We start from the raw sequence: 20875 nt of genomic DNA, 5'->3' as shown, positions 1-20875 counted from the left end.
CGGCCCCGGGTGAACGTATTTGAGGATATTGCCCTCTGAAGGAGGGCTCGTGGGTCGCGGTTGGGATCACGCGGAGACTTACCCACTACGTGCGCCCCTACAGGGCGCCAATTCCTGAATGACCTCTCGACCCCGGGCTGCGCTGTCGCTTGCCCGGGGCTATCAACGTTCGCCCCCTTGGGGCGATGGAGGCTCCCAAGCTTACCCTGCGATCACGAATTTCGGGTCGTAGAAGAAGAGTGCCTTCACCTTGCCTTCGGGGTCGTCGTAGAAGACGACGACGTAGTTGCCGGGAGAGTCCGGGCGGAAGAAGGCGAGCGATTCGGGCTGGTCGCGGAGGAAGACGCCGACGTCCCCAGCATGCGAGCCAAGGTCGATCGAGGTGGTCATGAGGCGCTTCACGCTATTCGGTGCCTTCTCCTTTGCGCCCTCGCGCTTCACCTCGAACAAGGTCTCGAGTTGTTCGCTCACACTCAGCACGGTCAGGCGGTAGCCTTTTTCAACGTCGCGCTGCTTCAGGAGCATGAGCTTGATCTCGAAATGCTCGGGCTTGTCGTCCTTGGCAGGAACCCTCTCGGCGAAGGCGACCATGTTCATGGTCTCGCCGTCTTCCACGCTGAGCGTGGTGGTGCCCTCGACCACGCCTTCCTTGCTGACGGTGATCTTCTTGGAGCCCGCCGGCAGGCCGATACCACCGGTGCGCTGGCCGAGCTTGTAGCCCTTCGGGAACATGTCCTCGCCATCGATGGTGAGCTTGGTGTTGCCGGTGCCTTGTCCGACGGAATTGATCAGGCGAAGGAAGCCGACCTTCGGTTGTTCCTTCTCCTTCTTCTGGGCGTGGACGGTTCCGCAGAGCGCCAGCGAGGCCAGCGCAAGAAGGGCGGTGCGGCGGTTAAAAGTCGTTTTCATGGGTCACTCGCGGGCGGTAGGTGCTGGTATCGATCGTGCCATCTTGCTTCCGCTCGCCGGGGTCGGCGAAGACGGTGAAGGACTTCTTGGATTCGGAGAGGACTTCCACCTTGCGGCCCGAACCCTTGGGCGGCGTGTAGATCGCTTGGCCGACCACCCAGACGCGGAAGTTCCGCGAGCGCAGGGTGGAGGCCTCATAGATCCGGGCGAAGACTTCCTCCGCGGCGGAGTCCGTCCACTGGATCTTGTTGCCCTCCGTATACATCTCGCGGTTGCCGAAGACCGGCTTGTCGGTGCTGTCCTTGGCGGCAGCGACGGCGGCGGAAGTATTGAATGGGCGCGAGCGAATGATCGCTTCCGCGAGGCGGTCGGCGGCCTTGGTGCGGGTCGGAGTTCCCAGGTCGAGTGGCGAGGTGGGCGCGGCCATCAGATTAGTGGTCTGATGGTTCTTTGAGGGCACTTGGGAGAGCAGCGGGTCTTGCTTGAGCATGCCGACCGCGAGGGCGCGGATGGCGTCGGCGGTGGCGGTGTTGAGATTCACGGCGCCGCGCATGTCCACCAGATGGCCCTCGCGTTCCTCGGCACTGCCGGAAGTGCCCTTGCCCGCAGTGAAGAGGTCGAGCAGGAGCGCGGCGTGCACGCCCGCCCGATCGAAGAGCGGGTGCTCCGCGCGGCCGATGCGCAAGGTATTGCCGCCGCCGTAGCTGCTGCTGGCAGGCGCGCCCAAGTTCACGTCCGGCCAAGCGGTTTGGGTGCCCGGCAGGGTGCCAGCCCGGATTGAATTCGTATCCGCGAGCTTGGCATAGGTGGGCCGCCACATGATCGGATCGTAGACCCGGCCGAGTTCGGTCGCGCTGTAGAAGCGGCCTTGGTTGGAAAGGCGGAGCGGTGCCTGCTCGCGTTGCGGGGTGGGCAGGTCTTGGAAGAACTTCGGATCGTCGGGGTTGATCCGCTGGTCGTCCGCACTCACGGACGGACGTGTGCCGTAGGGGGCATCGTGGCCGAGGTCCGGCCACTCGGAGGGCAAGACCCGGCCGTAGATCAGGGGCTTGGTCGGGCCGTCACCCTTGTAAACGTTCTCCCAGCGGATGTTGCGGCGGTTGGGGCTATAGTTGTTCGGGTAATTGTTCCGCGTCTGAGGATCGGTGAGATAGAAGGCCATCCGCGGATCGCCCATGTTGTTGCGGAAGTCGTCCGGACTGGAGGTCGAAGCGTGGCTGTGGGCGGGAATGGTGGCGCGGACGAATTGCCGGGATTTTTTTTCCGTATCGTCCGGGTAGTAGACCGAGCCACCGGACTTCCACATCTGGGCCCGCGATTGGTCGACGAGCTGGCCATTCCAGCGCAAGCGGTAGCCTGCTTCGCGGTCGTAGCCGTTGGAGTTGATCTGAAGCGGGCTGGGTACGAAGAGAGAGGCCGGGCCCGCGTCGATCTTCAGGACGACACGCTTGGCATAGACCCGCATTTCATTCGGGCGCAGGGTGACCGGGAAGGGCTCGTGCCAAGTGTAGCCGTCGGATTGGCTGAGGACTGGAGTCGCCGCATCCTTGTCGATCGCATACTCTTCAAAGGAGACCGAAGGATTGGCTCCCAATTGGAAGTCGAACTTCGTCTCGAAGCTGATCTGGGCCATGCCCTCGACCGGCTGGTCGGTCATGTTCCAGAGTTCTGCGAAGGTGCCGACCGTGAAGTTGATGAAGGTGCGGTTGTTCTCGCGGGTGACGCCGTCCCAGTGGAAGCTCATCAGGAACTCGCTCACCAGCGGATAGCCATCGAGGCCGCGGTAAACGCCCTTGGCGAAGCTCGGGTCATTGTCAGCGTCCGCGTAGTCGAAGGCATTTGCCGCGAGGGTCCGCAAATAATCGTCGGGGAAACCGCCCTTGCGCGACTCGAAATCGGGCAGGCCGTTCTTGATCCAACTCGCGAATTCATCGATTGCGGTGGGCCGGGGCTTCGAGAGCAGCAAGTTGAGATTGAGCTTCGGCCGGCCGGCGACCTCGGTGCTGATACCCGGCGCGTAGGGCACGGTGGCGAGTTCCTCGTAGGGTTGGATCGCCGCGCTCGCGCTGCGCTCGAGCCCGGCGGCGATGGGATTCTCCAACAGGCCATCCGACTTGCGCTTGAGCGGCGCGGCAAAGCCGGCTGCGGCGGCAACCGACTCCGGCGATAGCATCAGCGGCCGGCCATCGACGATCTTGCGAGTCAGCCCGGCGGTGTCGGCTTCACCGGCCGCCGGATCGAGCGCATGGATGGCGATCTGTTTGAGCTTGGGCTCCGTGTCGGAAGGCGCTTCGGGATTGATGCCGGAGGCGGGGAAGGGCCAGGCGTTGCGTGGCGTATCAGCGAGGTTCTCGCTGCCGGCGGTCTTGGCATCCACCTTGCCCTGGAGGTCTTCTACCCAGTAGGCGTAGCGGGCGACGGTCTCGCCCTTCTCATCCTGTACTGGGACCCACTGGACGCGCGGGGCATCCTGCCAAGGCAGGGCTTTGACCGGGGTGTAGTCCTCGCTGCCCTCATCCGCTTGGTCGATCGGCGGTGCTTTGAGGATGCCGCCACCGCTGCTCTGGGGCAGCTTCTGGGTGCTGAAGAGTGGCTGGTAGCGGTAGCTGACTTTATCGCCGCCGCCGGAGCCGCGGGCGATGAAGAGCTGGGCCGGTGATTCCAAGACCGAGGTGGATGGCTTGTTCGGCGATTGCCCCGAGATCACCAGATAGTCGTCGTTCGCGGTCTCCTTGCGGAGGATCGCGCGGAAGTCTTCCAAGCCTGCGCGGGCGGCCAACTCGGCGCGCTTGGCATCGGCGAAGGAGCGGGCGGTCTTGCGCTCGATGCCGATGATCGAGAGCAGGCCGACGGCGAGGATTAGCAGAGCGGCGGCGACGATGACGACCGCGGGCAAGGTGAAGCCCGCGGCGTGCGCTTGGAAGTGACGGGGGCGTTCAAGCATCGTTTCCGTATCTCTGGATCGCCTCGTAGGTTTCGAGGTTGGGGTTGTTGGCAACCTGGCCGGGAACGCCGCGGAGTGGGCTGCTGTTCCAATCCTGCGCGGTGGTCAGCTTGCCGAGCAGCTCGCGGCGGGCGACCACCAGTCGCAGGCGCACGGCGGTGGGAGCCTTGGTCTTGTCGCCATTCCAGTTTTCCCATTGCCCGGCCTTCGAGCGCTGCAGTGGCTGGGCCTCGAAGGAAAGCACGCCGAAGGCCACCGGCTCGTCGGTTTTCTCCGGAGTGAAGAGGGGATCGAGCGAGCCGGTCTTGAGAGCGGGAAAGACCTCGCCGCTTTCGCGGAAGCCGCGCATCAGGCAGCGGATCGTGGCGTTTCCGACCGTGATGTCCTGGAGGTAGTAGTGCACCGCGCAGAGGTCGGCGCTGCGCTTGCTCTCGGACTGCGCATCCTCCGGTTGCAGGGAAAAGAATCCGAGGTCGGCCTTGATCCAGTCGGCACCGTCATTCTTGAAGCGGGTGTCCTTGTGCCATTCGGCCTTGGCGAGGTCGCTGCCCATCTGGTGGAGGATCGCGCGGGCCTCGCGCTCCGCGGCCACGCTGCCGGCACCGTGGTCGTAGCCTTCGCCCGCCTTCGAGAGCATCAAGGCCGCGACGAAGAGGATGACCGAGCCGATCGCCATGGTGACCAGCAACTCGATCAGCGTGAAGCCACGGGAATGTCGCGGAAGCTTCATGGCAGCTTGGTGTAGAAATCCATCACCCGCCGGTTCTTCGACGCCGCGATGGCGGGCCGCTCGATGCTGACTTTGACCGTGAGCATGGACGGGAAGTCGCTACGGCTCTTGTCCTCCACGCCGCTCAGGCGGACGAGGAAGGCAGCGTCTTCATCCTTCACCTTGCCGGTGCCGGTATCGTAGCCGAGGCCCTCGATCTTGCCGAGCAGCTTGCCGTCGCCGCCGAAGGCGAGGCAGATCACCTGATCCTTGCCGAACTCCCTGCCTGCTTGCAGGGCGGGCAGGTTCGCCGAAAGGCCTTGGCGCGCCAAACTCAGTTCGGACAGGCAGTTCTCCACGATCAGGGGCGAGCGGGTTTCGGCGCGTGAGGTGCTGCCGCCTTCACCGGCCTGCAACAGCGTGGCCAAGGCGAGTGGAGCAACCACTGCGAGTACGCCGATGGAGACCATGATCTCCACCAGGGATGCGCCGCGCTTCAGGCCGGGAAGTGGGAGGGCGAGCTTCATCGAATCAGTCGAGTCTCCAGGGACGGGCCACCACGCGGCCGATGCGGAGTGAGTTGTGGCCGCCGCCGGAGACCGTCACCGGCTTGCCGCTGGCGTAGTGGCCATTGCCAAGCTTCACGGCCACCGGATCGGAACCCTTCGGCCAGGCGAGGCCGCCGCGGGAGTCGAAGGCGAGGGCATGGACGGAGACTTTTTCCTGGCCGCCTTTCAGGCTCAGGACCACTTCGGTCTCATCGAAGAGGTTCTCGAATTCCTGCACCCTGCCGGCGAGGAAGACCACACCGTTCGGGACGATGTGCCAGCGCTCCACTTGGCGGGCTTCGATCAAAGCTCCCGCATCCGGCAGGGTATCCACCTCGAAGAGTCCGAAGCGGGCTTCCTCATCGGTGGCATTCGGTTGCGGTTCCGCGACGGCCAGGATCACTGGCTTGCGGCGGGTGATGGCGGCGGTGCGGGCTTGCTCTACCGCGGCGGAGAACTGGTCCGTGGCGGTGCGCTGGGACTTCGCCGCATTTGTGCCAAGCACCGACATCCCGAGGGCCGTCAGCGAGCCGATGATGGCGATCACCACCAGCAGCTCGATCAAGCTGAAGCCGGGCGCGGGGCCTGCGGAGGGATGGAACGGCGGTTTCACGGGAAGACGACCGAAAGCACGCAGATGCAAAAGAGACTGCGCGCCATCACGAAGTAGACACGCAAGGCGTCGGTCGCCGAGCGCCCCGCCACAAATTCGGGATTGCGACGATCTCGTCAAATTCACGGTCTTTGCCCCCTGTGCACGTGACACGTACGTTGCAGGAATCATGCCGCCGGGGATCTTTCTCATCGACGCGATCGGTCCATTTTTCCGCGGCTATGAGCGCCGCCGGATCAATTGGTCGAAGATTCCCTTCACTCATCTAGCAACCGAGGGTGAGGCGCGCAGAACGCAATGGGCGCAAATCCGGGAGGATATGCGGAAATTCACCCGCGAGGTCGCCGCCGCCGGCTTCAATGCGGTGACGGTGGATGATCTGGCGCACCTGGCGCCGCACCCGCTGCACGAGCCGGAGACGGCGGCGCGGATCGCGGTCTTCCGGGAGGAGTTCGCGGAGCTTTTCCGGATTATCCAAGAGGCGGGGCTCCAGATCTACGTGACCTCCGACGTGCTGCCGGTGACCCCGGCGATCGAGGCGGCGCTGGGGCAGGACCGCCAGAAGCTGGAGGAATACTACCGGGCGCTGGTGGAGGGATTCCTGAAGGCGCACCCGGAGGTGGCCGGGCTGGTGCTGCGGATCGGTGAGAGCGACGGGGTGGATGTGAAGGATCCGATCCGCACCCGCTTGCATGTGCGCAGCGCGGCGGAGACCAATCGCTTGCTGCGGACCCTGCTGCCGGTCTTCGAGCGCCAGGAGCGGACCTTGATTCTCCGGACTTGGACGGTGGGGGCGCACCGGGTGGGCGATTTGATCTGGCATCGCCGGACCTTGGCGAAGGCGCTAGTGGGAGTGAACTCGCCGAGCTTCATCCTCTCGATGAAGTATGGGGAGAGTGACTTCTTCCGCTACCTGCCACTGAACCGGGCCTTCTTCCGCACGCCGCACCGCAAGATCGTGGAGCTACAGGCGCGGCGCGAGTATGAGGGAGCGGGGGAGTTTCCGAGTTTCATCGGCTGGGACTGCGAGCAATTCGCACGCGAGCTGCAGGGGGACGCGAATCTGGCGGGGATCTCGGTGTGGTGCCAGACCGGTGGCTGGCACCGCTTCCGGCGCTTGGCATTTCTGGAGGAGAATGACCGCGATTTCTGGCTGCGGCTGAACACGGTGGTCGCGCTGCGGATCTTCCGAGACCGCGAATCGGTGGAGGACGCGGTGGCGAATCTGGTTGGCGTGGAGAGGGCTCCCGCGGCGCTGGAGTTGCTGCGCCACGCGGAGACGGTGGTGAAGGAGCTGCACTACATCGGTGACTTCGCCTCGCAGAAGCTGTTCTTCCGGCGGGTGCGGATTCCGCCGCTTTTGCATGTCTACTGGGATTGCCTGTTTATCAATCACGCGGTCAGGAAGGTGCTGCGGCATTTCGTGCAGGATCCGGAGCGGGCGCTGCGCGAGGGCGAGGCGGCCTATGCGCTTTTCCCGCGGATGATCGAGCTGGCCCGCGCGGCGGAGCTGCCGGTGGCGGACATCGAGCACTGGCGCGACTTCTGCCATCTGATCCGCTTGGCGCGGCGCTACTACTTCCTGCCCTTCGAGCCGGAGCTCACCGAGCGTATCCGTGCCTCGAAGAAGGCGTATAAGAAGGCGTGGCCGAGCGAGAAGCGGCAGCGCTACCGGATCAAGCTGTCCTTCGAGCCTTTCAAGGTGAAGCGGCAGACTCTGGGCTGGCTGTCTTCACTGCTGCTGCGGCGGCAGCGCGGTTACCGGCTGATCGACCATGTTTTAACGCTGAACCTGCTGGGGCTGGTGTTCCGCTTGTTCCGGCCGGGGAAGAGCAAGGCGGTGCCGAAGTTCTTGCGGAAGAGCGCGATGGGGGTGGATGCGTTGTTCAGGTAGATCTCCGGCTTAACGGTTGGGCAGGTCGCTCCGGAGGGACTCCAGTTTCCGGGCAGAAGCTGAAAGCACTTCAAGATCGCTCATGGTTACCAAGTGAGTCCGTGCGATCCGGTCCGCGACGGTCCGGCCTGTCGCGAAATCGTAGCCGATCATTTGCAGGAAGGAGGAATGCCCTCCCCAAAGGATCACAATGAATCCGGCGGCTGCGAGAACTCCAAAGGACAGAGCCATGAACGTCGCGATCAGCAACCCGAGAGGTGCTAGGATAGCGATGGTTGTGGCCCCTCGGATTAGCCGTTGGAGGAATGTGGAAGGCCCGAGGCTGCCAGCGTCCCTGACATGCACACCGGTCACCAGCTTCCCAATGCTGCGTCCCAAGGGAATACAGTCCCTGATCAGGAAATATCCGAGGGAATACCAAGGACTCGCGCCTGCGTGGTAGAGACCAACTGCGATGGCAATCGTTATGCCGACATCAATAAGATCGGCCAACACTCTTCGCATACCCGAGGCCCCAAGGTTGTCGCGCATGTACACGAGATCCTGCTTCCGGGATGCAGCGCGAATCTTTTGGGGATCGATGTCGTCGCAATTGGGCATATTCTTTGCAAAGAAGGATTCAAGTTTAGTGCGGTGCACTCCGGAAGTGCGAAGTCAACTGCTCCCACCTCCTAATTCGGGCTTGGAGCTTCTGAGACACCTGCGCGTCAAAATTATCTCAACTGTGGGTGGATGCTTTTTGCAGAATTCCGCCCGCCCGCGCAACACGAGATGATGAAGGTTTGCTCCCTCCGGCTGACCCTTGGTGATCGGTGCCTGCCTATTGACCCACCTTCACCCGCACGAAGAAATTTCCCTCCACTTGCGGGAAGGCAATGATCGTTTCCTCACCCGTGCCGGGATAGGTGTAAGTATTCCAGTGCTCAAGCTCGGAGCTGGATTGCACGGCGTAAGTAATGCCCGCCGCGGCGAGGAAGCGGAGTTCGAAGCTGCGTGGAGAGACGCGGGAGAAAATGGGGCGGAAGATTGAAGTCGCATCGAGCGGGTTAGTGCCGAAGGCGATCTCATCCGCATCACTCTGGCCGTCGTTGTCGTCATCCGGATCGATCGAGTCGGCGAGCCCGTCGCCATCGCTGTCGGGATTGCTGGTAGCCAGGACGGTTACGCTCAGGTTGTCGATCGCGAGGCCTTGCGAGGGCGGCGCGGGGATGCTGAAGGTCTGGCCTGCATTCACTTGCCCGGGGGTATAGGCGCCGGCGAATTGGGTCCAGGTGAAGGCGGAGGCTTGGCCGCCGGTGCCGGTCAGGCCCAGTGAGCCGACGCCCGCGGCAGGCGCGGGATCCTGGTCCACGCCGATATCCACGGCGCTCATGCCAGTGGCGGGACCGGTGGTGGCAGTCACGGCGCCTTCGTAGGAGATGAATTGCGAGACCACGCCGTTCACCACCAGAGCCATGCCGTCATTGTCGTTCTGGATGCTGGAGATGGCCTTCCAGAATAGGCGGTAGCCGGACGGCGTGGTGTCGCCCGCGGTGAAGGTATTCAGGGCGTGGGTCCCGTAGCTCGCGCCGCCAGCGCCATTGTAGAGGATCAGCGAGACCGCGGAGAGAGGGCCGGTGTAGCCCGGGCCCACAACGACCTCCACGAACTCGCCTTGGTCGGTGCCAGCGTTGTCGTAGTGGAACTCGTTGATGAAGACATCCGCTGGTGGCACCACATCTGCGGGTCCGGGGGTGAAGCTAAAGTGCAGCTCGAAGTTCGCTCCCGGTGGGATGGCCAGGCCGGTGGCGGTGGCGGAAAGCGTGGCGGTGGATCCGTTGCTGACCGGGCCGGTCGGCAGCGCGGTGCTGGCGGTGTAGTTCAGTGCAGGCAGGGGAATACTAGATCCATCGTAGAATAGAAAGGCTTTGAGCGTGTCCGCGCGGCCGCCGAGAGCGGAGCGCCATTGCTCAAAATCCACGGCGATCTGCAGCGCGGTGAGCGTTTGGCTAGAGCCATTGGTGAAGGTTGCAGCCGCGACGGTGCCGGTTCCGTCTGCCAGGAAGCCCAGCGAGGAATCGGTAAGCGAGCCGTAGGCCCGCAGTCCGGCGACCGCGGAACTGCCGTCATCGACACCGCGCCAGGCGATGCCGCCGCTACTGGTCCACGGTGCCGGATCGTGGCTTCCAGCGAAGCCGTTGAAGTTCTCGGTGACCGTGTCGCCCTGGCCATCGAGGACATAGGGACCGTCGGTGTTTTCCACTGCCAGCACCGCGTTGTCGGGATCGTGGCCCGGGGCGAGTGCGGTGATGGTCACGCTGCGCTGCGGATCGACCAGATAGTTCCGCGGTGTGCGGATGGTGACCGTGCCGGTCAACTGCCCGGCCGGAATCTGCACGACCGGCGGGAAGGGCTGCGCGGCCTCCGGATCATCCGAAGACAGCGTGATACTCACCGCATTCGCTTGGACCGCTGGCAAGGTCACGGTGCCGGTGACCGTGCCATCTGGCATTCCCTCCAGCACCGCCGGCAGGGAGAGACTCAGGGTCAGGTTCGGCAAGTCGGCATCGAGCTCGAAATCGCCGAAGATCGCGAAGTGGTCGGAAGCGCTGCTGCTGGTGCCGGCAGCGAGCGGATCGCTGGCCTTGGGCAAGCCGCCGTTGGCCGTATCCAGCGCGGAATTGTAGATCTCCGTGGCGTGCATCCGGCCTGCGATTGCCGGCGAGACCATCATCACATCAAGCACGTTGCCACTGCTGGGAAAAGTCACGGCGGAGCCATTGAGTTGCCGCGGGTCCAGGCGGACTACACCGGGAACGCCGAAATAAGCGACCGGATTGGAGGAATAGCTGACCGGGAAGCTGACATCGCCGCCGAGAGTGTAGCTTGCGGGAAGCGTGGTGGGCAGGCTCTGGAAGGTGCGGTTGGCCCCCACCATGTTGAAGTCGCCGACGATGATGTAGTTGTCGTCCTCATCAAGATTGGAGGAACTCAGGTAGTTGCTGAGACGCCGGAGTTCCACCGCCCGCCGGAAGCGGTCCTCCGTCGCATCACTCGACTTGAGGTGGGCGCCCACGATCGTTGGATCATTGAGGGTACCCGGAACGTCCACTCGTGCCCAAGGAAGGAAACGCGTCATCTCCCGCGCACCGGGGGGTGAAGTGATGAAGCCAGTCGCGGCGAAGGGGTAGCGGGAGAGAATCACCACGCGCAGGTTGTTATCGAGCGGGGCACTGTAGGCCGGCTGGCTCCCCGAGACCGGCGGCATGTGCATGTAAGGGTAGCCGAGGCTGCTCGCGAGGGTGCCCAGGTCGCTGGGATTGCTGACATCGGCCCCATCGATTTCCTCCAGGGAAACGACGTCGGCGTTGATGCGGGCGAGGATCGCTTTGACCGACTCGTAGTCGGGCGTCCCCGGGTCGCCGAGGCTGTAGTCGGGATTGCTGCCGTTGAAGTGGGCTCCGATGTTGAAGGCCGCGACGCGCACTTCGACGGCAGCCGCCATCGCTGTGAGCGCCAGGAGGGAGGCGAAGGTTTTCACCGGCACGAATGCCAGATCTAGCAGAAGCAGTGCCGGACACGATCGGGGAAATCCCGACTTTTTCGACACCCGGCGGAGTCCGCTTGGCAGCGGGCCGGTAGAGGGTTTGAATCAGCGCCGTGAAGCGCTGCCTGCTCGCCGGATTGGCCCTGTTGGAACTTGCTGCCTGTGAGGAGGGGCAGACCGGTCATGCCGCTTCGGTCCCTCCGGCTCAGGTGGTGGCCAAGCCGACCCCGCCGAAGAAAGCGGTGACGCCGAAGCCCGCCGCCCCGACGCCCCCGGCACCTGTTCCCGTCCGGGGCACGCTGACGGAGATCAGTCTGGAGGCGTTTTTCCCGCGGCAGCAGGCCGGGACGGCCCTGATCTATGACGCCCGGCCGGGCTTCGTGTCTCGTTTCGGGAAGATCCCGGGTGCGATCTCCTGGCCCAAGGGAGACTTCGACCATCAGATCGCCAGCCGCGAAGTGGAGATCGGTGCCGCTGTGAAGGCGGGGAAGATCGTGGTGGTTTACTGCACGGACGCCGCTTGTCCGGATGCCCGCACGGTCGCGGAGAAGCTGGCAGCCCGCGGACATGACGTTGCGGTTCTCCAAGGCGGCTTCGCCGATTGGAAGACGGCGGGGATGCCGACGGAGTGATCCCTTGAAATCCGCCGCGCGATGGCCGTGTATGGGAGGAATCCCATGTTGAAGAATCCTCGTTCGCTGATCTTGGCGCTGGCTGCGGCCGGTGCTGCCACCTTTGCGCTCATGAGCCCCAGCCCCGCTGAGCCGGCCAAGGCCGCGGAGTCGGCGAAGAAGAAGATCGTCTTCGTCGCTGGGCGACCGAGCCACCCGAAGGGCGAGCACGAGCATCGCGCCGGCTGCATGCTGCTGGCGGACCAACTGAACAAGAGCGGTCTGCCGGTGGAAGCCACCGTGGTCACCAATGGCTGGCCGCAGGATGAGAAGGTCTTCGACGGTGCCGCGGCAGTGGTGATCTACGCGGACGGTGGTGACGGGCACCCGGCGATGAAGCACCTCAAGAAGCTCAAGGAGCTGGCGGACGCGGGCACCGGGATCGGCTGCATCCACTACGCCGTGGAAGTGCCGAAGGGCGAAGGTGGCCAGACTTTCCTGGATGTGATCGGCGGTTACTTCGAGAGCAATTGGTCCGTGAACCCGCATTGGGATGGCAAATTCAAGCCAGCCAAGCATGAGATCAGCAATGGCATCAAGGAGTTCAACATCGTCGACGAGTGGTACTACCACATGCGCTTCCGCGAGAAGATGGATGGTGTCACCCCGATCCTGACCGACCTGCCGCCGAAGGAATCCCTGAGCCGTCCGGATGGCGAGCACGAGGGGAATCCGGAGGTGCGCGCGGCGGTGCTGGAGCGCAAGGAGCCGCAGCATGTGATGTGGGCTTATGAGCGCGATGGCGGCAAGAGCCGGGCCTTCGGCTTCACCGGCGGGCATTTCCACAAGAACTGGAAGAACGATGACCATCGCGGCATCGTCCTGAATGCGATTGCCTGGATCGCGCACGTGGATGTGCCGAAGGACGGGGTGCCGAGCAAGACGCCGACCGATGAGGAGATGACGGCGAATCTGGATCAGAAGTAGTCCGTCCGTGCAGACGGTGTGCGGAGGAAGTGGCTCTAACGGCGGATCTCCCAACGACTTCCGGTTAGGGCCACGACTGCGCTCGCGGAGCGTCACGGTGTGGGGATCAACCCACCGTGCGTGCCGCCATGTGGCAGCCCGCGGCTGGCCGTTGTTTTGGATGGCGCTGCAACATACAAGCCAGCAGCCCCGCAGAGTGGTCCCTAATAGCGCTCTCCTCCCAAGGATATTAACCTGACTCAAAGGTGCTGCTCCAACGCCACTCTCCCGCAACTCCACACAGACCGGCTTTCACCGGGTTCTCCCGAATGTAGGCTTTCGCTGCTTCATAGTGGGTTTGATCCCGGATGTAGCGGTCATGATACTCCGCTTCCCAAAGTGCTCCCGAGCGCTGATGCCGACGATTGATTTCCCGTGCGCTGTAGGTCTTCCAAGTCCTCACAATATTCCCGAGCCGGATGCCATCCAAGGGCTCGATCAGAGCATGCACATGATTCGGCATGATGCACCACTCAAGGAGGCGGTAACGCTGGCCATCCGCCCGTAGAAGGCAGGACGCCACGATTGCCGCGTTTGCTTCGAAGCGGAGCAAACAGCTGCCGTGCCCCGAATCTTCATAGGTCGCGATTCGTCTGCGGAGAGTGGGGTTATCTCCGGTGACTAAGCCGAGTTCGGCCCTCCAAGAGGCCAGGACTTTGCTGGGGACGCTATCCGCGAGGCGGAAGGTGAGAGCTTGCAGCTGGCCGGGTCCATCGAAATGGGGGAGATAGCCGCGGGAATGCCAGAAGGCGGGAGGCGGCAGTTCTTCCATGGGGGAAGAGGAGCCGGTGAGTGTGGGTGAGTCGAGCTTGGGACGGCGATTGCGTGCCGGGAGAAGAGGCGTGTCGTTGGGGACCGTTCTGCGGGGCAGGTGCCTCCGCGCTCCCAGGAAAGGACGCTTTCTAAAAAGAGAAAGGGCGCGTGATCCGCGCCCTTCCTTGATTGAAATTAACCGGCGGCTTTCAGCGCCGCGGTCCTAACAGGATCACTCGAAATCCTTCGAGTCTGCCGAGGCCTTCTTGCTGGAGGACTTGGCTTCGCGGTTGCTATCGGACTTCCCGCCGCCGGGGAGGATTTCATTGAGCATGCGCTCGATCCCTTCCTCGGCCAACTCGCTCTTCGGATAGATGGCTCGGGCCTTGAGGTACCAAGAGAGCGCGGAGCCGACTTGCTTGTCCTTGCGATCCTCGAACTCGCGGGCCTTCTTGAGAGCTTGGGTGAATGCGGAGACGTCAGGGGCAAGATCTTCAAGCTTGCGGCCCAGGATCGGATCGTCCGGGAATTCCTTGCGCAGCACGGCGAGCTGCTCCCAAGCGGCGGGCTTCTGGCCGGCCTTGGTGAACTCGGAGGCCTTCGCAATGGCCTGCTCGATCTTCATGATATTGGTGACGATCTGCTTGAAGGCTTCCTCGCGGTCCTTGTCGCCATTGATGGCGGGGGCCAGCTCGTACTGGCGCTTCACGATCTCGCGGTAGTTGCCCTCGCTGACGAGGCGGTCGAAGTCGTTCTTGGCCACGGCCATGCCGCTGCCGGTTTCCACCAGCTTGTCGAATTCGGCGAGCTTCGGATTCTGCGGCCACACTTCCATGGCCTTCTGGATCTCGGTGCTGGCCTTTTCGTGGTCACCCTTGGAGGCCGCCAGCTTGGCAGCATCGATGTGCATGTTGCTGACCCGTGTGAAGGTCGCGATGGCGGCCTCAGCCTTGGTCGGGTCAAAGTCACCGGAGCTCTTCTTGAGCTTCTCGGTCAGGTCCTTGGCGGTGCCGTAGTCCTTCACGTCCAGCGCGGCGAGCAGCTTGTAGGACTCGCGCACGAACTCGAGGACCTTGCGCTTGTCATCGCGCGGCAGGGTGCGGATCGAGGGCATGAACTCGCCGGCCATGTAGGATTCGCTCAGGCGCTTGGCGGCGCTCTGGTATTCCTTCTTTTCCAGCAGGAACTTGAAGGCCTCAACGCCTTGGTCGACGTCGCGGATGGCCTCACTGGCGAGCGAGTCGAGGGCGGAGACGGTGGGGCTGGTGCCAAGGCTCTCGCTGAAGAGCTTGGACATGTCGGACTTCTTGTCGATGTGCAGCTTGCTGTCCCCGTCCTTGAAAATCTGGTTGTAGAAGCGCGAGGCCATCAGCACGTGCTCAAAGCGGCGCTGCACGAAGAATTGCATCATCAGTGCCTGGTACTGGACCTTGGCCTGGAAGATCTGGATCTCGCCCTTCGCTTGGTTCTCCTTCTTGATGCCGTCGATCTCCTCGATGCGCCTCTCGTAGTCGCGGTATTCGAGCGAGTCGGTCCCGGTCCCGGTGGTGGTGCTGTCTTCAGTCGGGCCGCCGCCTTGGTTGTTATTGTTGTTCCTATTGTTCTGGTTGTTGTTATTGTTATTCTGGTTGTTCTGATTGTTGTTGTTATTGTTTCCGCCGCCACTGCTCACGGTGCGCCGTTCCCCATTGCGGGTGCCTTTGGCGAGTGTGTCGCCGTTGCGGATGATCCGCTTCTTCTCATCATCCATCGCAGCGTTGAGCGCGGCGGTGGCCTTCACGTCCTTCTTGGCGAGGACCGCGGTGTAGATCGCTTGGGAGAGTGAGTCGCAGAGCTTGGCATCCGCGGGGAAGGTGGAGGCGCGGGGGAGCAGGCGCACGCCACCGGCGAAGTCCGGACCTCCCGGATGATGCGGGGAGACCTGCTCGAGAATCTGGGAGATGGTCTCGCGGTATTCCCGCGCGGCCTCGGAATTGTCTTCCGGCTCGTTCAGGTAGCGCTCGAAGCGTGCGGCGACCAAGCGATTGTCAGTCGCGGCCCAGGTATGGCCGTTCCAAGAGACGGTCTCACCGGAGGGATCGAAAAAAGGCAGCTCGCTGCCAAAGGCCGAGTTGTTCTGCTTCGGCTGCTGCTGGCCGCCACCGGTGGTCTGGTTGTTGGGGTCGGTATTGCCCCCGGTGTTGTTCTGGCCGGAATTGTCGGTCACCCGATCGCGGGCTTCCGGCTGCAGGACTTGGGACTGCGCCGGAACGATCACGGCACCGGCGAGGAGGGCTAGGGAAACGAGAGTTCTCATGGCGGGTGCGGTGCTCAGAGGCGGTTGATACCGGTTGCGACGGGGATTCCGCCTTGCCGGACTTTGACTTTGATGGCGTAGCGCTGTTTGCGCTCGATGTTGACCTTGAGGAATTCGGGCGGGATTTCGACGCCCACGTAGTCGGGAAATTCACCCGAGCCCTTGATTTCCAGGCTCACCACTTGATTCGGGCTCCAGTCGCGGGTGTACTTTTCATCCACCACGCCCTCGATGACGTACTCGTTGTCGCGCAGCGAGTTGCCGTTATCCAGGAAGTCCTTCACGTCCATCGTGCTGGTGCCGGCGAAGGACTCCTTCTTCTTGCCCATGAAGGCCCTGCCGCCAAAGAAGGCGACGGCCACGAAGACGGCGATCCCGATGAGCAAAGCGGGGCTGATTCCAGAACTGGCACGACGAGCCATAAGATATGAGCAGAGCTAGGGCGTGAGATTGCGGTTAAAACGTCCGGGGCGAGTGCAAGTTTCCACGAAATTCGAGAGGTTACACGCCTTTTTCTTGGTGGTTAGTCCCACTGGTGGCGGCGCGCCCCGATCCATGCGGCGATCAATCCGGCGGCCACGTGGAAGCCTAGCATGTAGAGACACTCCGAACGTTCCGCCAGGCCGGTATCGATGACCGAAGTGACGGCGCTCAAGGTCTTCTCATCCAGCGCCTTGACGCTGCCGGACCAGGCCCAGTAGGCGGAGATGAACTTCTGGGTGACGGCTTCCACGTTGTCCGGCAGCGCGAGCACGGCACCGGAGAGGGGAAGCTGGAAGCCGACCAGATAGATCGAGAGCAGGGAAGCCTGCTCGGCAGTCCGCATAAGCGCGGAAATCCCCAGGCAGATGGCGGTCATGCCGCCATTGATCAGCAGCAGGAAGACAATGTGGCTCTCGAAGCCCCCGGTCCCGCCACGGAAGGGCGCGAACAAATTGACGAAGACCGCCATCCATAGCGACTGGGCCAGCACCAGGCAGGCGAGGAAGGCGACTTTACTGCTTAGATAGGCGGTGGGCCTGAGTCCCCCGAACTTTTCCTTCTCGAAGATCTGGCGCTCCCCGGCGATTTCGCGGGCGGCGTTGTTCGAGCCCATCAGCGAGAGCAAGATCACCTGGAACATGATGATCCCGGAGACCGAGGAACCGACGAGGACCTGGTCCTTCTTCACGCTCTGCTGTTCCTTGGCGTCCGCCATCACGTCCGTCACCCGGGTGTCCGAGAGGCTGGCGATCGGCTTGTTCGCGTTTGCCGAGAAGAGGGTGACCAGCACCGGGAAGCAGACTAGGATCGCAAGCTGCAGGAAGACCTGGCCGCGGTCGCGGAAGAAGATCCGCCAGCGCCGCGAGAGCAGGGTCATGAACTGGGTGAAGAAGCCCGGTGTGCGGACCTTCTCCTCCTCCGCCTTGGTCCCCGTCTCTGGCTCGCTCGGTGCCGGGGTGCTTAGTGGCCGTGCCTCTTCCACCGGGGCGGTGGCTATCGGGGAGGCGGGGTCGGGGACTTTGACGGGCGCGGGCTCGGGTTTGGCTGCTTCCGGCGGCAGGTGCAGGGCCCCGGAGTCGATCAGCTTTTTCCGGACCTTATCCAGCTTGGTGTAGTAGGGATCGCGGTGCTTCATCCACGAGCTCTGCCAGCGCTCGGAGGTCTGGGTGGCGAGCTTCGGATAGACTTCCTCAGTATCGTGGACGGAAAAGTAGTGGGTCACCTGATCCGGCGGGCCGTGATAGGCCACCCGGCCCTCGTGCATCACCAGGATGGAATCGTAGAGCTCCAGGTGGGCCAGCGAGTGGGTTACGGACAGGACGATCCGGCCTTCGCGGCGGGACAGGTCATGCAGCAGGCGGACGATTTCGCGTTCCGAGCGCGGGTCGAGACCGCTGGTGACTTCGTCGCAGAGCAGCAGCTTGGGGTCGGAGACCAGCTCCATGGCCAGGCCGAGGCGGCGCTTCTGGCCGCCGGAGAGAACTTTCACCTGGCGGTCAGCGATCGAGGCGAGGCCGCTCTCCTCCAGCACCCGGTCGATCCGCTGGTCCAGCTCCTCATTGTCGCGGACCTTGACCCGCAGCTTGGTGGCGGCCTCGACCGATTCGTCCACGGTCAGCGGATCGTAGGCGATCGAGAACTGTGGGACGTAGCCGATGTCCGAAGGATCGAGGTCACCGTCGACCGAGAGGTTCCGGCCCTCCCAGAACAGGCCGCCGGCGGACTCGGGATTCAGGCCGGCGATGGTCTTGAGCAGGGTGGTCTTGCCGCAGCCGGAGGGGCCGACAATGGCCATGAAGTGACCGCGGGGGACCTTGATGTTGACCAGATCGACGAGATTGATCGACTCGCCGTCTTTCTTGATGGTGAAGCAAACGTCCTGAAGTTCGAGCACGGGCGCGGTGGGTGAAGTCGGATTCCTACGCAACAAAGCGAGCGATTTGCGCAAGGGCCAGCAAGAAACGATACGGGAAATGACGCAGGGGATGGGGTTTTTCTCTCCCGCCTATCCTTCCGTCTCCGGCCCCAGAAGTGCCCGGCGCATTTCCGGGGCGCATTCGATCCGGCTGCCGTTCGGGACCTCTTCGGCCGAGCGATCCGTTAGCCACATGGTCACCGGCCACCGCATTTCGATGGATACGTCCGGATCGCGGATGTTGAGATGGGTGATCTGGATGTGGGCGGTAGCCTCTAACTCCCGGCCATCCGGGGTGATGACCCAGACCCTCTCGTCGCGGTTGTGCCAGTTTCGATCCGCGTGGGGGAAGACGGACTGAACGACGAGCATGGAGGCTTGCGGCAGCCAGAGCGGGTCTTGGACTGTTAGGAGATGAACGCGGTTCGGGATCGTGCTCATGGTGCAAGCTTCAGCGCCAGTTCCTCCGGCGTCAGGATATGCCGGAAGGTCAGGCTGATCCTGCTGTCGTCGGTCTCGGTCTTCTTCACCGCGTGGAGCCAGTGGTCCTGCGTGGCCTGGCTCATGTAGAAGAGCGAGCCGTGGGGCAGGGGATAGTCCACCGCGATCTCGGGGGCCGCCTTGCTGCGGAAGCTGAGGCAGCGCTCCGCCCCGATGGAGAGGATGGCCACGCCGGTTCCCGCCGCGAGATTGTGGGTCGCGTCCGAATGGAAGCCCATCGAGGAGCGGCCGGTCTCATAGTAGTTCAGCAGGCAGTTCGTCGGCATGAAGCCGAGTCGCGAAGAGATCGCTTCACAAAGCAGCAGCAGCAGCGGGTGCATCGGCACGAGCTGATAGTCCACGCCCGAGTCGTCGTAGGTCTGCCCGAAGCAGGCGGTCTTGCGCGCCTTCATCCGCTCATCCCATTGGACCTCGCGGAGCAGCGCCTCGAAAAGAGCACTGGCATCGGCGGGGCTCAGGAAGTGGGGATCGAGGCTGGCTTCGGGCTCGGTTGTCATGGCTTGAGAGAGGGAGGATAAACATGAAGGTGGGGGTGGGGCAAGATACGGTGGAGCATATGGGGTGAGGACCGCTGCCAGCAAAAGCAAGGCAGCTCCGGTCACGCGCCAAGCCAAGGACCCTCTCACGAAAATCAAATGCTAGAAAAGAAGCATTTAGGCTTGTGCTGCTTTTGCGAGAGGCGTAGCAAATTTTCCCAAGTGAGGACAAACAAGCCGATGCAGGCAACTGAGGTCCCGCTGGAGCCAGATCCTTGGCCTCACACCGAGAGATTCGAATTCTGCCAATAAGAACGAATGAAGCTGCCAACCGTCCTCATCTGCACGTTTAGTGCCCTCGTTCTTACCGCCTGCGATATCATTAACGGCACGAGTCGCACTGTGACCGTGGCGCGGCTACCGGACGCACCGCTTGTCGTCCGCGCCCTCAAATCCGTCCCCGGTGTCCAGCAGGTCAAGCAGCGCGAAGTCCCTCCCCGATCCTCCTGGATGCTGCCCGAGGGCATCATACACGATCCTGCTTTCCAGCAGTTCACATTCTCCACTGCCACGACCGGAGGCACCGTTGAAACGCGAGAAGACTTCAAAGGCATCAGGACCGTCCACGTCTACTCCTTCTGGATGAACCACACGCCACCCAAGGCCGAGTTCGACGAGACGCGCTCCTTGCTCGATGCCGCTTATCTCAGCTTGAGACGGGCAGACCCCACCTTGCCGCCGACTGGCGAAGTGGAGGAGACGCTCAAGGGATATCCATCGAAATGACCGAAAGGTCCAAGCCTTGCATCATGTTCAGCTCCCCACCATGTGATTCGCTTGGGGAGGCAGCGGTTCTGCTACGATGGCGAGGCCCCTCACTTCAAATACACCTCGCGCGGCTTGGCACCATCGCCGGGGCCCACGACGCCGCGGGCTTCGAGGATGTCCACCATGCGGGCGGCGCGGGTGTAGCCGAGGCGCAGGCGGCGCTGGAGGAGTGAAGTGCTGCACTTCTGCTCCTGACGGGCGACGTCGATGCACTTCATGATCAAGTCCTCGTCGGCCGGGGAGATCTCTTCCTCGTCGTCATCGCCATCGCCACCGGAATCGATCGAGCGGACGATGTCGGATTCGAAGTTCGGTGATGCCTGGGCGGCGCAGTGATCGACGAGACGCTCGACCTCTTCGTCCGAAACGAAGGCACCCTGTGAGCGCTCCAGCTTGGCGGAGCCGGGCGGCAGGTAGAGCATGTCGCCCTTGCCGACCAGCTTGTCGGCGCCCTTGGTGTCGAGGATGACTCGCGAGTCTAGCTGCGAGGAAACCTGGAAGGCGATGCGGGAAGGGATGTTCGCCTTGATGATGCCGGTGACGACATCCGCGCGCGGCGTCTGGGTGGCGATGATCAGGTGGATACCGGCGGCACGGGCCTTCTGGGCGATGCGTGCGATGCACATTTCCACATCGGCCGGCGCGGTCTGCATCAGGTCCGCAAGCTCGTCGATCAGCACGACGATGTAAGGGTAGCGGTCCGGGATCTTGTCGTCCTCAAGCGGCAGTTCGTCTTCCTCCGCTTCGGGGCCGAGTTCGCCGGATTCGAGGGCGGCGGCGATCGATTCGATCTCCTCCATGTTCACCTCTTCGTCCGCGTTCCACGGTGGGGCTTCTTCCTTC

18 protein-coding genes are annotated in these 20875 nt (G+C 63.0%); 4 read left to right on the top strand and 14 right to left on the bottom strand.

The annotated features are described in order from the left end of the window. Positions 1-201 precede the first annotated feature (201 nt). The 5 genes from BV071_RS13220 to BV071_RS13200 are packed head-to-tail and all read right to left on the bottom strand — an operon-like array spanning position 202 to position 5723. Complete coding sequence (locus tag BV071_RS13220; RefSeq protein ID WP_035607795.1) at positions 202-909, bottom strand: hypothetical protein; 708 nt, start codon at positions 907-909, stop codon at positions 202-204. Beyond that, positions 893-3853 (bottom strand): hypothetical protein, encoded by a 2961-nt coding sequence (locus BV071_RS13215; protein WP_035607791.1) that lies wholly within the window; start codon positions 3851-3853, stop codon positions 893-895. The genes BV071_RS13220 and BV071_RS13215 overlap by 17 nt, the downstream gene beginning before the upstream one ends. Then, positions 3846-4583, bottom strand: coding sequence for a prepilin-type N-terminal cleavage/methylation domain-containing protein (locus tag BV071_RS13210; RefSeq protein ID WP_035607789.1), 738 nt, complete (start codon positions 4581-4583; stop codon positions 3846-3848). Before BV071_RS13210 ends, BV071_RS13215 begins: the two co-directional genes overlap by 8 nt. Further along, positions 4580-5089: a hypothetical protein gene (locus tag BV071_RS13205; RefSeq protein ID WP_035607786.1), complete on the bottom strand. Its 510-nt coding sequence runs from the start codon at positions 5087-5089 to the stop codon at positions 4580-4582. Before BV071_RS13205 ends, BV071_RS13210 begins: the two co-directional genes overlap by 4 nt. 4 nt (positions 5090-5093) lie before the next feature. Then, entirely contained in the window at positions 5094-5723 is a 630-nt protein-coding gene (locus BV071_RS13200) for a GspH/FimT family pseudopilin (protein ID WP_035607784.1), read from the bottom strand. 319 nt (positions 5724-6042) lie between these two features. Between BV071_RS13200 and BV071_RS13195 the strand changes: the two genes are divergently transcribed. Beyond that, positions 6043-7617 (top strand): hypothetical protein, encoded by a 1575-nt coding sequence (locus BV071_RS13195; RefSeq protein WP_265594391.1) that lies wholly within the window; start codon positions 6043-6045, stop codon positions 7615-7617. A gap of 9 nt (positions 7618-7626) precedes the next feature. Here the strand turns inward: BV071_RS13195 and BV071_RS13190 are convergent, their stop codons facing one another. Together BV071_RS13190 and BV071_RS13185 are read right to left on the bottom strand one after the other, a co-directional pair. Further along, positions 7627-8217 carry a hypothetical protein gene (locus BV071_RS13190; RefSeq protein ID WP_035607779.1) on the bottom strand — a complete coding sequence of 197 codons (591 nt, stop codon included), beginning with the start codon at positions 8215-8217 and terminating at the stop codon, positions 7627-7629. Positions 8218-8437: 220 nt separating this feature from the next. Beyond that, positions 8438-11137, bottom strand: a complete 2700-nt coding sequence (locus BV071_RS13185) for an endonuclease/exonuclease/phosphatase family protein (RefSeq protein WP_265594390.1) — start codon at positions 11135-11137, stop codon at positions 8438-8440. Between the two features lie 119 nt (positions 11138-11256). Here BV071_RS13185 and BV071_RS13180 point away from each other — a divergent pair, with 119 nt between their 5' ends. Then, positions 11257-11775, top strand: coding sequence for a rhodanese-like domain-containing protein (locus BV071_RS13180; RefSeq protein ID WP_035607774.1), 519 nt, complete (start codon positions 11257-11259; stop codon positions 11773-11775). Between the two features lie 45 nt (positions 11776-11820). Further along, positions 11821-12741, top strand: coding sequence for a ThuA domain-containing protein (locus BV071_RS13175; protein ID WP_052573314.1), 921 nt, complete (start codon positions 11821-11823; stop codon positions 12739-12741). 229 nt (positions 12742-12970) lie between these two features. Here the strand turns inward: BV071_RS13175 and BV071_RS13170 are convergent, their stop codons facing one another. The 6 genes from BV071_RS13170 to BV071_RS13145 form a co-directional block, all read right to left on the bottom strand. Further along, positions 12971-13552: a transposase gene (locus BV071_RS13170; protein ID WP_035607768.1), complete on the bottom strand. Its 582-nt coding sequence runs from the start codon at positions 13550-13552 to the stop codon at positions 12971-12973. 213 nt (positions 13553-13765) lie between these two features. Further along, on the bottom strand, positions 13766-15829 hold the full coding sequence (locus BV071_RS13165) for a hypothetical protein (protein ID WP_035607766.1): 2064 nt from the start codon (positions 15827-15829) through the stop codon (positions 13766-13768). Between the two features lie 14 nt (positions 15830-15843). Further along, positions 15844-16251, bottom strand: coding sequence for a hypothetical protein (locus BV071_RS13160; RefSeq protein WP_265594389.1), 408 nt, complete (start codon positions 16249-16251; stop codon positions 15844-15846). Positions 16252-16352: 101 nt separating this feature from the next. Next, positions 16353-18260, bottom strand: coding sequence for an ATP-binding cassette domain-containing protein (locus tag BV071_RS13155; RefSeq protein WP_265594388.1), 1908 nt, complete (start codon positions 18258-18260; stop codon positions 16353-16355). Between the two features lie 57 nt (positions 18261-18317). Then, positions 18318-18668 (bottom strand): hypothetical protein, encoded by a 351-nt coding sequence (locus BV071_RS13150; protein ID WP_035607758.1) that lies wholly within the window; start codon positions 18666-18668, stop codon positions 18318-18320. Then, on the bottom strand, positions 18665-19225 hold the full coding sequence (locus BV071_RS13145; RefSeq protein WP_035607755.1) for an alpha-ketoglutarate-dependent dioxygenase AlkB: 561 nt from the start codon (positions 19223-19225) through the stop codon (positions 18665-18667). The genes BV071_RS13150 and BV071_RS13145 overlap by 4 nt, the downstream gene beginning before the upstream one ends. Before the next feature lie 297 nt (positions 19226-19522). On the opposite strand from BV071_RS13145, the gene BV071_RS13140 reads away from it, so the two are divergent. After that, positions 19523-19990, top strand: a complete 468-nt coding sequence (locus BV071_RS13140) for a hypothetical protein (RefSeq protein WP_035607752.1) — start codon at positions 19523-19525, stop codon at positions 19988-19990. Positions 19991-20079: 89 nt separating this feature from the next. On the opposite strand, the gene BV071_RS13135 is transcribed toward BV071_RS13140, so the two are convergent. Continuing rightward, positions 20080-20875: DNA translocase FtsK (locus BV071_RS13135; RefSeq protein ID WP_035607749.1), on the bottom strand; the 796-nt coding region annotated here is incomplete at its 5' end.

It is taken from the genome of Haloferula sp. BvORR071 (assembly GCF_000739615.1).
Taxonomy (GTDB): Bacteria; Verrucomicrobiota; Verrucomicrobiia; order Verrucomicrobiales; family Akkermansiaceae; genus Haloferula.
Note: the sequence above shows the minus strand (reverse complement) of the source record. Positions and strands in the feature narration are given on the sequence as shown.